Source organism: Aureibaculum flavum (assembly GCF_016406085.1).
Lineage (GTDB): Bacteria > Bacteroidota > Bacteroidia > Flavobacteriales > Flavobacteriaceae > Aureibaculum > Aureibaculum flavum.
This window is the reverse complement of record NZ_JAEHFJ010000002.1, coordinates 498,606-512,125: the sequence shown is the minus strand read 5'-3', so window position 1 is coordinate 512,125 and position 13,520 is coordinate 498,606. Positions and strand designations below refer to the sequence as shown.

General features: G+C 30.2%; 12 protein-coding genes. 9 read left to right on the top strand and 3 right to left on the bottom strand.

The features are described from left to right. Positions 1-4: 4 nt before the first annotated feature. From JBL43_RS05360 to JBL43_RS05350, 3 genes are all read left to right on the top strand, one after another. Positions 5-1,561: a sulfatase gene (locus JBL43_RS05360; protein WP_198840434.1), complete on the top strand. Its 1,557-nt coding sequence runs from the start codon at positions 5-7 to the stop codon at positions 1,559-1,561. Positions 1,562-1,832: 271 nt separating this feature from the next. Beyond that, the gene (locus tag JBL43_RS05355) at positions 1,833-2,078 is read left to right on the top strand and encodes a rhomboid family intramembrane serine protease (protein ID WP_198840433.1); all 246 of its coding nucleotides are present in this window, start codon (positions 1,833-1,835) and stop codon (positions 2,076-2,078) included. A gap of 169 nt (positions 2,079-2,247) precedes the next feature. Continuing rightward, entirely contained in the window at positions 2,248-3,075 is an 828-nt protein-coding gene (locus JBL43_RS05350; protein ID WP_198840432.1) for a hypothetical protein, read from the top strand. Positions 3,076-3,158: 83 nt separating this feature from the next. Here JBL43_RS05350 and JBL43_RS05345 read toward each other — a convergent pair whose 3' ends face one another. From JBL43_RS05345 to JBL43_RS05335, 3 genes are all read right to left on the bottom strand, one after another. Next, complete coding sequence (locus tag JBL43_RS05345; protein WP_198840431.1) at positions 3,159-5,123, bottom strand: DUF2779 domain-containing protein; 1,965 nt, start codon at positions 5,121-5,123, stop codon at positions 3,159-3,161. Positions 5,124-5,393: 270 nt separating this feature from the next. Further along, a complete protein-coding gene (locus tag JBL43_RS05340) occupies positions 5,394-5,807 on the bottom strand; it encodes a hypothetical protein (RefSeq protein WP_198840430.1) in 414 nt (137 codons plus the stop codon). Between the two features lie 105 nt (positions 5,808-5,912). Beyond that, entirely contained in the window at positions 5,913-6,128 is a 216-nt protein-coding gene (locus tag JBL43_RS05335) for a hypothetical protein (RefSeq protein ID WP_198840429.1), read from the bottom strand. Between the two features lie 201 nt (positions 6,129-6,329). Between JBL43_RS05335 and JBL43_RS05330 the strand changes: the two genes are divergently transcribed. The 6 genes from JBL43_RS05330 to JBL43_RS05305 all read left to right on the top strand — a co-directional run bounded on the left by JBL43_RS05330 (position 6,330) and on the right by JBL43_RS05305 (position 13,519). Then, positions 6,330-7,268 (top strand): metallophosphoesterase, encoded by a 939-nt coding sequence (locus JBL43_RS05330; RefSeq protein ID WP_198840428.1) that lies wholly within the window; start codon positions 6,330-6,332, stop codon positions 7,266-7,268. Positions 7,269-7,456: 188 nt separating this feature from the next. Then, positions 7,457-8,176, top strand: a complete 720-nt coding sequence (locus JBL43_RS05325) for a CBS domain-containing protein (protein ID WP_198840427.1) — start codon at positions 7,457-7,459, stop codon at positions 8,174-8,176. Positions 8,177-8,288: 112 nt separating this feature from the next. Further along, positions 8,289-8,447: a hypothetical protein gene (locus JBL43_RS05320; protein ID WP_198840426.1), complete on the top strand. Its 159-nt coding sequence runs from the start codon at positions 8,289-8,291 to the stop codon at positions 8,445-8,447. Between the two features lie 15 nt (positions 8,448-8,462). Next, entirely contained in the window at positions 8,463-8,942 is a 480-nt protein-coding gene (locus JBL43_RS20430) for a DUF559 domain-containing protein (protein ID WP_198840553.1), read from the top strand. A gap of 236 nt (positions 8,943-9,178) precedes the next feature. Continuing rightward, on the top strand, positions 9,179-10,690 hold the full coding sequence (locus JBL43_RS05310; protein ID WP_198840425.1) for an ATP-binding protein: 1,512 nt from the start codon (positions 9,179-9,181) through the stop codon (positions 10,688-10,690). Positions 10,691-10,693: 3 nt separating this feature from the next. Beyond that, complete coding sequence (locus tag JBL43_RS05305; RefSeq protein WP_198840424.1) at positions 10,694-13,519, top strand: Z1 domain-containing protein; 2,826 nt, start codon at positions 10,694-10,696, stop codon at positions 13,517-13,519. Position 13,520 lies beyond the last annotated feature (1 nt).

Here is a 13,520-nt window from a genome sequence, read left to right as displayed (position 1 = left end):
GAAGATGTCAAGAGTAAAATTACTTAGTTTAATGGTTTGTAGTTTTATGTTCGGTTTAAGTGCTTGTAAACAACATAAAGAAATAGCAAGTGGAAAAGTAGAACGACCGAACATTTTATTTATACCTATTGATGACCTAAGACCAGATTTAGGTGCTTATGGTAATACTGTTGTAAAGTCTCCAAATATAGATGCTCTTGCTAATAACGGTGTGACTTTTAATCGTGCTTATACCCAACATGCCGTTTGTACAACATCTAGAACTAGCTTATTAACTGGTTTACGGCCTGATTCAACTCAAGTTTGGGATTTAAAAACACATTTTAGAGATAATTTACCAGATGTGGTTACCTTACCTCAGTTTTTTAAAAACAATGGTTATTACACCGTTGGAACAGGTAAAACCTTTCATAATACCTTACAAGATTCATTAGCATGGAACGAATATTTACATGTAGATGGTTTTCCTTTTGACCCAGATGCGGTTTATCTAAATCAAGATAATCTTATTATACAAAAAGAAAGAGAACTTAATCGAGTTAAAAATGGAACGGCAAAGTTTGATAAATATGGCTTTATTTATACTAAAGCGAAGTCAATTGAAATGGCAGACGTTAAAGATGATGCATATTATGATGGTGCTCAAACTACTATGGCCATAAAGAAGCTGCAAGAATTAAAAAATAAAGCTGAACCTTTCTTTTTGTCAGTTGGTTTTTACAAGCCTCATTTGCCATTTAATGCTCCAAAAAAATATTGGGATCTTTATAATCCTGAAGATATGCCACTAGCTACCAACCAATTCATACCTGAAGGTAGTCCCGAATTTGCAGTAAATGGTGATGCTGAAATGAGAGGATATTATGACCGAAAAGATTTACCAGAACCTAATGAAAATCCATTAAATGAAAAGGATCAAAGAGAATTATTACATGCGTATTATGCATGTGTATCATACGTTGATGCACAGGTAGGCAGACTTATGGATGAGTTAGAGCGTTTAGGGCTTAAAGAAAATACTATTGTTGTCTTGTGGGGTGACCATGGATGGAAACTCGGAGAACATAACAGTTGGGGTAAACAATCTAATTATGAAATCGATACAAGAGTACCTCTTATTATAAGTGGTGATAAATTAACGTCAAGGGGTAAATTAAGTAATGCTTTAACAGAGTTTGTAGACGTATATCCTACTTTAATAGATTTATCAGGTTTCCAAGTGCCACAATACTTACATGGAAAAAGTCTAATACCAATTCTAGAAAACTCCAATGCATCCGTGAAAGAGGCAGCTTTTAGCCAATTTTTGTTAGGTCGTTATGGCTCGAAAGAAGATAGAAAAGTTGAACGTATGGGGTATACAGTGAGAACTGATCGTTATCGATATGTCGAATGGTATCTTTGGAAAAAGAAAGAAAAGGAAAAAGGTGATTTTATTACGAGAGAACTTTTTGATCATAAAACGGACCCTCAAGAAAATATAAATATTGCTAACAACTCTGAAAATGATGAACTAATCAGTCAATTGTCTGAACAATTAAAAGAGGGTTTTTCACTATAGCTTAACAAAGAATTTATGTCAAAATACATTTATGTTTTTTTAATTATAGGTTTTGTTTCTTGTACAGAACCAACTAAAAAAAAGTAATACATTACAATTAATGAATTCAGAAACTGAAAATAAAAGTATGAAAACATTAGGACTTATCGGCGGAACGTCATGGCATTCAACAATAGATTACTATAGCTTTATTAATCAATCAATTAATGATTCTATGGTAATAATACGAATTCACCACTTTTAGTTTATACAATGAATGAGGCAAAAGTACATGAATTTCAAAATCATAATAATTGGTCTCATATTAGCCTTTACTATTTTTAAAATTTACCCCAATTATATGCGTGGTATAACTTGGACACTACTAGGTCTTTATGCCGGTTTAAGTTTATTAATTGGATTTTTTATGGGAGGCATCGATAATGCAGCTCATTTAGGAGGACTTATAAGTGGTTTTGTTATTGGTGGCCTATTGATACTAACAAGTAAAGAAAAATTAATAAATAACATTAACTAAAACACTAATAACACCCGCTCTTGCACCATTTCTCCCAATTGCCTAAATTTGAGGTGCTGCTAAATAATGAAGTTTTATAACTAGATTCTAAATCTTTATTCTTTTAACAATAAATATATGTGTCATATGACACATATCCCTATGTTAGCTACCATTAAAAACCAACATAATGAGTAAAATAGACTTTGATAATTGGTCTTTAGAATTTGAGAAAGTTTGGAATTTAAAAACAGATTCTGAATGCAAGAAATTTAGTGAATTAACTTATTCCCTGAAAGGAAATGAAGATGTAAGATTTCTTGAAAAGTTAATTGATGCAGTAAAATTAAAAGATGACTTTGGAATTTATGAAAGTTTATATAATGCAATTTGGATATTTCCACAGAATATAATCGGACAAGTTTTAGCAAAAAAATTACCTGAATTTCAAAAACGAATGGGCAAACACGACCAAGTGTTTAGGTTTTATCTTCCAATACCAAACAATAACGAAGTGTTAAACTCATTTCTTAAAGAAGCTAGTCAATGGACAACTTCTGAAAAACGAACAGCTATTTCTGCAATTAAAAAATGGATTATTGATGTTGAGGAATGGGAATCTATTTTGACTAAATTAGGTAAACCAATCACTAAAAGCAAAGAAGACCTAATTCCAAAAGAATGGAACGAAAATTGGAAAATTAAGCTTCAAAAAGGAAGAGAAAAAGGTGGCGAATTTTGTATAAGTGAATTACTTTGGAAAGGTGGCAAAAAACAATGGCTTGAAAATTTAGACTTTTTAATAGAAATGTTATCTCTAAATCACGGAAAACATTGGAGACAAATAGATGATATGACCAATCCTCTTTGGGGTTTTGCTACAAAATCCATCTATCCCATATTTATTGAGAGATTTAAAAAAATATCGGAAGAAAAACAAAATAAAATTTTTGAAAATATAAAACGAGTGAGTAAGAAAAAGTATAGAGAATTGAACAAAGAAATAAACGGTAGCTAACAAAAAACTAAGCTAAAAAACATACCCTTTCTTCATTCAATCTATGAATAGTAGTAATCAATAATTTTGTAACAAGAGATTATTTATTCAACCTTTTCGGCAAAATACTCATAGATCATTACCATGGCCAGGGTATCAAGCTCACAATATTTTCTTAAACTTGTTTCAATAGCATTTCTTTCTTCAAAGCTAACTTCTTCAAATTGTAATTTACCATAAGCTGTTAGTGCTGCACCACCATCACTGATACCTTCAATATCTGTTATATTAGTATCTAAAGCTTCCTTATCCCATCCATCAAAAAGCGGAGGTAATAATTTATATGGACTCACAGGCTCTCCATTTTCAATTTTTAAGAAAACATGTGTATTATCGAAATTTTTACTAGTTACATTTATCGCAGCTAACGGCTTCTGATATTTATTTTGAAGAAATGTACTTGAATGTAAAACTGCAGGAAGCACATCTTTAATAGAATTCGATCCTTTTGTATAAGGGTCATAGTAATAATCTTTCACTACTTTCCATAGGTCTATCATATCTCTATCACCACACCAAGCAGTAACACTATTCCCAGTATTATGACTAATCGATTTGATAAATTCTAGCAAGGCACCTTTATCCTGTTCGTCAGAATTGAATAATTGCTTATAAATCGCATTCACAATTGTATTTTCATGATTGTGATATCTAAAAATACTACCTTGATTTGCCTCTAAAGATGCTTTTAACGCTCTCAAAAAGTCAAAATTTGGAAAGACACCTATCTCAGTATTTAAGTACTCTGAGGCATGCTCAATTCGACCATCTTCATAAACAATATGATGCGAGTATTGAAAAGCCAATTGCTCATAAGGTTTTCTTCCTTTTGTAAAAGGTATCGCTATAGCAGAAGTCTCAAAATCGATAAAATTTAAAGGAAATACCCAACTGTTAAGCTCATCCCGCAATCCGTCTAATTCTAAATATGGCGTTTGGTCATTATCAACTACCTTCTCTATTTGAATCCATTGTCGCTCTGAAGGTGAGATTTTTCCAGCAACGGGCTCAGGGTTTATATCATTTTCATTGATCTCATACATGAAAAATTTACCTTCTTCCATTAATTTACCTGACTTTCTAAAGTTAGAAACATCATATACTTTCGGTTGGTCAATCTTACTAAGTGGTATTTTCAATTGAGAACTCCAACATTCATGGAAACCACTTTTTTTATCTTGGTCAGAACCTAAGGTTTTATATTCACAATCTTTACATTTTCGGCCAATCTCAGTGAAAATTTTAATGTCCTTCTCATAATGCAACCGATAATGAGCAACCAATTCTTCAAAAGTCTTACTTTCATCAATAGGGTTTTTAGAATAAATATGCTCCATTTCCTCTTCAATAGAAATTTTTGCTAATAAAGAATCACCAAGATCTTCTAATTTTAATCCAGGAGGTTTAACAATTCCAGTTCTTTGACCTTTTACTTTTTTAATTTTAAATTTTTGATTTAAACCATCTACAGTAGCAACAGCATCTTTGTTGGCCAACATCAAAAAAGAGGCAATACTCCACCCTGGATAACATTGTTGAATTACATATTTTTGAAAAGCAACATCATACAAATAAGGAGTCCAAGCTTTGTTTAGTTTATTTTTTTTAATAAAACCTTGATGGTCAATTTCACTAATTGATTTAGCTTTCACTTCAATAAGCTGAATATGATTACCTTTTTTTTGTAAAATATCTACTCTAATAAATAATCCATTATATAAAAAGGCAGCTTCAAAAATAGTTACATGTTCTTGCTGCAATAATTCTTTTGTTCTATCAATTACTTTGTTGTAATCTCTATCATCTCCCAAAATGGCAATTCCTTCTGGAAAACTCATTCTAGCAAGTTCTTCTACCTGAAAACCTCCTTGTGCTAAAGACTCTAAAAAAGTATCTTCTTTTTTAGTATTTGCATAAACATCCTCTTTTTTAGTGTAGAATAATTTTGTTGGGCAATCCAACGCTTCTTTAAATCGTGATTTGGTCAGATAACGTTTTTTCGTTTTCATAATAAGATTAATAAGCTGTATAATATTATTTTCTTCTGAGACTTAAAGGCTACTTCTTTTAGTAATAATTGACTACTTTCATTGTTCCTGTAAAATCAGTTCATCTAAACTTACTAAATTAAAATCTAAGCGTACTATTTACCATTTATTAAATTCAGAATTCTAAGCTTATGCTTTTCCAGGCCCCTTTAAAAAAAATGATTGGTTTTCAAAAATTTAAAACTTTTGAGTTAATGTGCCATATTTAAAAAAAGCGATTCAATTTGTTATTCATTCATTTTCAATTTGAAGTTTTGTAAAATAGAACCACTCCTCATCAACTATTTGAGCTTCCCATTTCCCAGTCAATTTACTCATTAATAATTTTGTCAAATTAGCATAAATCTTACCTCTTTGTTTAGATGTCGGTGTGAAATAAAAGAATGTAACTTTAGATTTTTTAATTAAACTAACTACTGCATTTAATAACTCTTTCTTTAATACAAAAGGTGAAATTTCACTTGTAACTCCTTTCATATCATAAGACACTTCCGGAACATAAGTTGTATAATCCCAATCATGCCACAATGGGTTCAAGGCTTTAATAGATTTTTTATAAGGTATGGAATATCCAAACGATACTTGATTAGTGTCACTTAATTGTACATGCCAAATTTCATCTTCAATCAGTAGTTTACAATTCATATTGCTCTTTTAAATTTTCATCAGGTATTTCATCAATGCCTTTTACTTAAGTGGTGTAATAGTCTGAGGAATTTCATAATTAGAATCAAGTTATTCAACTAAAAATCAATTTAATTTTGTCAATAGATTCATAAAATCTTTATCAACTGATTGTTCAAAAACCTTCTTGTTTTTCATTTCAAGCTTTTCTAAGCTCTCACTATTATCTTGAAAATACTTGTCTAAAACCTTCTTAGCTTCTACTTCTATTTTTTCAACAGACCAATCTTTTTGTTTTTTCTTTAAATATCTTAAAGTGTTTTCATTAACACTATAATCCATAGAGTATGTTCTAAAATAGCTTAAATTAGAGGTCTGTTTTGTAAATATATTAAATAATAGCAATAGAACTGACTCTTAAGTATAGCATTTTTGCATGGAATAAGAAGAGTTTCTTATTATAACCAAAATTTTATATTTGTAATAAGGCATTAAGTGTTACAAACAGGTTAATGTGAATACGCAAAACCCATACTACAAGCAATGATTGATTTAATTGGCGACATACACGGATATGCAGACGAACTGAAAGAATTACTACAAAAATTAGGATATTCGAAACAGAATAATTATTACGCTCACCCCAATAGAAAAGTTTTATTTGTTGGTGACTATATTGATAGAGGACCTAAAATTAGAGAAACTTTAGAAATTGTAAAACAAATGGTTGACAATAAAAGTGCCATTGCATTAATGGGTAATCATGAATACAACGCACTATGCTTTCATTTTCTAGAATCTGAAGGCGGACATTTACGGAAACATTCAATTAAAAATATTACCCAACATTACGAAACTCTAAAACAATTTCAAAACAGACAAAAAGAATACGAAGAATATTTAGAATGGTTTAAATCATTGCCTTTATTCTATGAAACAGAAACGTTTAGAGCTGTCCATGCCTGTTGGGATAGCGAAAGTATAAATTTTCTAAAGACAGAGTTAAAAAACAATTGCTTGACAGATGTTTTAATATGCCAATCTATAAAAAAGGGAACAAAGTTGAATGAAGCTATTGAATTAATCTTGAAAGGTAAAGAAATTAGACTGCCAAATGGATTGTGTTTTTTTGACAAAGATGGCAATAAAAGGGGGGGAATTAGAATTAAATGGTGGGAAGACCCCAAAGAAATCACCTACAAGGAAATTAGTGTTAAACCTTTGTCTGTCCTTCCTAATATAAGAATTGATTTATCTACTTTAAATAATGCGGAGTATTATTTAAGAAACGAAAAGCCTGTTTTTTTTGGCCACTATTGGTTAGAAGGTAAACCTTCCTTATACAAAAATAATATATGCTGTTTAGACTATAGTATAGCCAATAAAAAAATTGATGGCCATCTTGTAGCTTATAGTCATGACAATGAACAAAAACTTGAAATTAACAAATTGACTTTTGTAATCAATAGTACCATTACATAAATCAAGTGTTTAGTTAGATTAAATTACCATAATTTGATAGTTTAAATCCTTATGGAGAGGAATAAAATAGAATCTAATAATTTTATTTCAAGGTATTTTTAGATTATATTTGATTTCTCTCAAAAAATTAAAATCAACCCGTATCTATAACACATTAAAGTTATCTACGTAAACCCAATTTTATTATTATGAATCATAGTATTGAATCCATCCAAGCCTTCGCTAAAGAGTTAATTAAAGTAGAAAGTTCTGCATCTATAAAAGAAGTATACACTAAAATGCTTTCCGAGAACATTTCACACCTTCCTATTATTGATCAGGACGGGAAAAGAAACGTGGGATTGTATAAAAGAAAAGAAATTTTTAGATGGTTAATAGAGAATCCTAATAAACAAATTCAAGATGTACCAATCAATAATTTTAAACATAAAAAATTACCTGAAGTAAACATGCAAAATTCCTTACAGGATACTATGAAGTTACTTCATAATGATTCCGCGATACTTGTTAGAAATGATCATGGTCAATATAGCCATTTAATAACACCTAGAGTTGTAGCTAATGCTCTTGAAGTATATGCTAATCGCTTTATGGTTTATGAAAATTTAGAGAATGAAATAAGGAGTAGAATTATTGATAGAAATATAAATCTAGAGGAAATAGATGCCGAAGGCCTTGATAAGCCAATACCAGTAAACCCAGAAAATATTGAGTTTGGGCAGTATATAACAATAATCTCTAAAAAATACAGTGAAATGGGGTTAGACTATCTAGATAAAAAAACAATAATTGGCTTGCTAGACAGTGCTAGACAGTATAGAAATGCACTCATGCACTTTAGACTGAATTTCGATGAAAAAGGTCTCAAAGACGCAGAGAACTTAATAAGTATTTTTCGTAAAAAATAGTGAATAAAATCTAATGTAGAGAATTTGAATACCTTGGTATAAAAAACACATATGTAGAATATGAATTATTAGCTAAATCAAATTATGTCATAAATAAAAATTTGAAAATTGAATGAAAAAATATACGGCTAATTATACCTATACAAATCCAAATTTTGTAATTCAGAATCTTGTAACAAATCAGTACAAAACAAATTTGTTATCTACTCTTTATGTCACAAAAAATATATTACAACGTGGTTTTCCAACCGCTCTTTCTAAATATTTATAATCGCACTTAGGCAAAATTCACAAATTAGAAAATTTTAAAGAGCGTTTTCTATTCGCAACCAACGAAACGCCAATTTGGAACGATATCATTAAGGGAGATAGAGAAAGGAACTATTATCCAGCGAAAGACTTTTTTGAAAATACCATACCAAATGAATTTCGCGAATATGCATTCATAAAATCTCTTTTAATTCCAGAGATTGAAATTTACGAAATTGTTGGAGAAGAAAATAAGAACTTCATAAATCAACAAGTCGATTTTTATTTACCACAGGTCAAGCTTGTCATTGAAATAGATGGGCAACAACATAAACTTGGTGAAGTAACAAGGGGTTCTGACAAAAGTAGAGACAACTATCTGGAAATTAAAGGAATTGAAACAATTAGAATCTCAACAGTTGAACTAAGAAATGGTAAATACATTGCGAAAATTGAAGCAATTCTAAAACACCTTGACCTATATGTAAATCTTTTAAACTTTTACTACCTCAAATAATTTATAAAATGAAACTATTTTTTTATTCTCTAGTACTCAAAATTTTCGAAATCATTTTCTTATGTAATTCTAATATTGTAAATACACACGACATTATTATAATGTATGATGGAGAAAAAAACATGGGATAAAACAAACATTATTGATAAAGATTAAGCTTTCCTTTTTTTTGATTATGTTTATGAAAAAAAGCAATAAAAAAATGTAAAATTTCATTAAAAATCCAAATGTCATTAATGAGTAAGTTTAAAATTGAACCACAACCAGGAAGTATTTTAGGTTCCCTTAGAAGTATTGGGTATAATTTAAAAACAGCCCTTTCCGATATAATTGATAATTCCATTGCTGCTAAAGCAAATAAGATAGAAATTGTAAATAATGATTTTAATGAGAATATTGATCATTTAGAATGGATGGCGATTGTTGATGACGGTGCAGGCATGACCATGGAAGATATGATTAAGGCACTAACATTAGGTGGTGAAGGAATTGAATGTGAGAGAAATATTGAGGACTTAGGGAGGTTTGGATTAGGTTTAAAAACGGCTAGTTTTTCTCAATGCAGAAAATTGACTTTGATTTCAAAAAAAGAAACTATTAATTCCTTAATTTTTGATCTTGATTATATTGATAAAAATGGATGGGAGGTATATTCATTAGACAATCATGAACTATTGATAGAAAAAATAAAGGCAAGAATTGAAAATAAAGAGATTTTTGATAGTGATAGTTGGACAGTAGTTATTTGGGAAAATTTAGATAAAGTTAAAATTACTTCTACCTCTAGTTTTTATTCGGAACTTTCGAAAGTTAGAAATCATTTTGAATTGATATACCATAAATTTAAAAACAGTGTCGATATTCGATTAAATGGAACATTAGTGAAATATTGGGATCCATATAAAACTGCACTTTCTACTCAAGAGAAATTATTTAAATATAATTCTGGAGATGGAACTTATTCTTTGAAGGGACATGTTTTGAAACATTCTAGTGAATTTCAGAATAAAAATGAATACGAGAGTCAATCAGAGATTGGTACTTTTAATCAAAATCAAGGATTTTTCGTTTACAGAAATAAAAGATTAATCTATCGTGGAAGTTGGTTAGGTCTATTTAATAAAGAGCATCATTATATTTTAGGAAGAGTTGAGATTAATTTATCTAATAGTTTAGATTCTGATTTGGCTTGGGGAGTAAATATTAGTAAATCTTCAGTTTCTATTCCTAGATTCGCTGAATCAGACATTAGGGCTGAGTGTAATAGAATAAGATCGGAAGCTAACAATACATTTAGGTTTCATGGAGGGGTTAAGAGGCATAAAATTAGAAAAAAGAATACTGAAACAGAGATTCAACCAATATGGAATTTTGAATCTAAAGGAGTAAAGACCGGAGAGAAAAATCAATATAAAATCAACATAAAACATCCATTATTCGATCAATTTTTAAAGAAATGCTCTTCAGATAAATCAATGCAAAAGGAGTTTAAGCAAATTTTGAGATATATAGAAAATTACCTTCCTGTAGATAATATTTTTTCTAGAAAAGCTAACAATGAGGTAGAACAACCATTGGAAGATGATCACGAAATTTATGAGAAATTTAAAGGTATAATGGAGGTCTATAAAATAAGCATGAATGTAAATGCAGCATTTAATACATTAATTAATATAGAACCTTTTAATAGTCTGTCCTTTGATAAAGAACGATTAATCGAATTAGGTGTTGACAACGAAAAATTATAAATTATGGAGAGTACTATTATTAAAAATGCAGCTCATGCTACATTAAATGTCAAAAAAGATGCAGGGATAGAAATTACAACTCATCTAATACGAGAAGAAGTAATTCGTTTTAAAGCAGTTTACACTCCGGATAGTTACCCTAATGTTAATTGGGAAGAAATCATAAATGAGTTGGAATCTCATTATACAATTACTATTGGAGTAAGTGAAACTTTATATAATCATAGAATACCATGGGTTCGTAATTACAAACAAAACAATCCTAATTTATTTGATTTTCCGTTTTGGAATAATTATAAAAGATACTTGTCGGAAATACAACAACTACCACAAACAGTTATAGATGAAATTGACCAGAGTACTGATGCTATATTAGATGGGATGTCTAACCCTAGTACAACAGATCATTTTGAGAAAAAGGGTTTAGTTATTGGTTATGTGCAATCAGGTAAAACAGGTAATTATGTTGGGTTGATAAACAAGGCTATTGATGTAGGATATCAGTTTATAGTTGTTTTAGCAGGTATGCATAATAATTTACGTCAACAAACTCAATTTAGAATTGATCAAGGGGTTAACGGTAAACAAAAAATTAACGGAGAGGAAACTGCAGTAGGTGTTGGAACACTAATGAATAGGTTTGATAATCAAACGCAATCCTTAACGACTGCAGATGCTAAAGGTGATTTTAATTCTGCTGCAGCAAATATGAATGGTATAAATTTCAATTTAGAAGCTCCTTTAATTGCTGTAATAAAGAAAAACGTTCATCCGTTAAAAAACATGAATAAATGGTTAGAGAATGTTATTGGTATTAACATGGAGTCTCAATCCAATAAAGCTGTTTTAATTATAGATGATGAAGCCGATCAAGCTAGTATTAATAATAATTTTAAGCTAGAAGACCTCGATGCTCCTATAATTGATGAAGATGGAAATATAGATGAAGAAAATAAACCAACAGCTATCAATGCAGGGATTGTTGATTTGATTAATAAGTTTAGCAGAAGATGTTATACCGGCTATACAGCAACTCCATATGCAAATGTGTTAATTCCTTTAGATAACGAACATCATCAAAGTATTTTTCCTGAGGATTTTATTGTAAGACTGAAACAACCGTCAAACTATTTAGGCCCAGAAAAATATTTTGACCAAGGCTTGCCTGGTATAATGGAGATGGATAGTACTGAAGGTTTTCCAGGACAACTTAAGTCTTATTATAAAGAAGAAGTAGAGGAGCTAAATATGCCAGATTCTTTAAAAGTAGCGACTAAGCAATTTATTGTTTCAGGAGCATTACGTTTTTTTAGAGGTCAAGAAAGGTCTCACATGTCTATGTTAATACACGTATCCCATTTAACAATGATACAGAACGCATTAGGAGAGATGTTTAAAAATTATTGGAGTGAACTTAAAGATGGTATTGAGTGTAATAGTGAGACAATGTGGACAGAATTAAGTGATCTATTTCACGGAGGTAATATCGATGGATTACAAGAGCAAGTTAATAACCAACAATTTTATACTCACGCATATTCTGAAAATGAATCATTTGCAAATAATAATTTTGACTTACCAATAAATTTCAGTGAATTAAGAGACCATATTAGAAGCTTTATTGCTGCTGTTGAAATTTTAGTAGTAAATGGACACAAAGATAATAAAGGGCAAAGCTTAGACTATCATTTATACCCGCATGGAAGAAAAGTAATAGCTATCGGAGGAAACACAATGTCTAGAGGGTTGACATTGGAAGGTTTGCATACAAGTTACTTTATCAGACATGCTAGGACATTTGATACATTAATGCAAATGGGGCGTTGGTTTGGTTATCGTTCTAATTATGCAGATCTGTGTAGAATTATAACAACTACAGAAATAGCTATAGATTTTGGTGAAATTTGCTACGCTGATACCATCATGAATGAAAATATTTCAGCCATGATTAGAAGTAATGCATCACCAAGAGATTTTTTAATTAAAATTAGGCAATCTACAACAAGTTTGTCAGTTACTTCAAAAATGGGAGTAGCTGGACCTATGCGATTAAGTTGGGCTGGTGGTGAAGTTATCACAAATTCAATATCACGTAAACCAGATACAATTATTAACAATCATAATATTTTGTGTAAAATAATTGATAGAATAAAAGATAGATGTAATATTAACGAGTTTGACAATAAACTAATTTTTAAAAACGTCAACATAGATGGAGAATTAGATGAATTAAAAAATGATAATTTTTCAATAATTAACAATAATGGAAGTTTAGATCTTGATAAAATTTTTGAGTTTTACAAGAAGTCTGGATACGAAACAATCGATGTTGTTATAGTTGGTAGAAAACCTGGAAAACAAGATAATTATACTTTTATTGATAAAGAAATTGGTCTAGCTCAAAGAAATACTGCTAGGAGAAATGATACAGAACCTAATCCAAATCACTTTAAGGTACCTAATGGTAAACTAACAGATGCTAATTATTTGTCTGATTTTATTGGAGATAAGAAAGATGAGTTGAATATTAAAGAAAAAAGAACCCCTTCTGTAACTTGTTTATATCTCGAGAGACCGATAATCACTTTTGTAGCACTAGATCCAATGTTTTTTTATAGTAGTATTAATGTTTCTCGTGGAGATACGCCTTCTATCGATAATATGCATAGTGGTTTAGAGGATTTAAAAGATAATGATTGTGGACAATATATCGCTTTACCATATGGGATATCTATTGCGACACCTTCTTGTCTCCCTAATAGTAGATCTATAAACAATAACTCTGTTGATGTGCTAGTCAATCAAATGGTAAACGATAATATTAATTAAG

Coding starts and splice junctions, on each gene's coding strand:
- JBL43_RS05360 (WP_198840434.1), top strand. CDS start 5: ATGTCAAGAGTAAAATTACTTAGTTTAATGGTTTGTAGTTTTATGTTC.
- JBL43_RS05355 (WP_198840433.1), top strand. CDS start 1,833: ATGAATTTCAAAATCATAATAATTGGTCTCATATTAGCCTTTACTATT.
- JBL43_RS05350 (WP_198840432.1), top strand. CDS start 2,248: ATGAGTAAAATAGACTTTGATAATTGGTCTTTAGAATTTGAGAAAGTT.
- JBL43_RS05345 (WP_198840431.1), bottom strand. CDS start 5,123: ATGAAAACGAAAAAACGTTATCTGACCAAATCACGATTTAAAGAAGCG.
- JBL43_RS05340 (WP_198840430.1), bottom strand. CDS start 5,807: ATGAATTGTAAACTACTGATTGAAGATGAAATTTGGCATGTACAATTA.
- JBL43_RS05335 (WP_198840429.1), bottom strand. CDS start 6,128: ATGGATTATAGTGTTAATGAAAACACTTTAAGATATTTAAAGAAAAAA.
- JBL43_RS05330 (WP_198840428.1), top strand. CDS start 6,330: ATGATTGATTTAATTGGCGACATACACGGATATGCAGACGAACTGAAA.
- JBL43_RS05325 (WP_198840427.1), top strand. CDS start 7,457: ATGAATCATAGTATTGAATCCATCCAAGCCTTCGCTAAAGAGTTAATT.
- JBL43_RS05320 (WP_198840426.1), top strand. CDS start 8,289: ATGAAAAAATATACGGCTAATTATACCTATACAAATCCAAATTTTGTA.
- JBL43_RS05310 (WP_198840425.1), top strand. CDS start 9,179: ATGAGTAAGTTTAAAATTGAACCACAACCAGGAAGTATTTTAGGTTCC.
- JBL43_RS05305 (WP_198840424.1), top strand. CDS start 10,694: ATGGAGAGTACTATTATTAAAAATGCAGCTCATGCTACATTAAATGTC.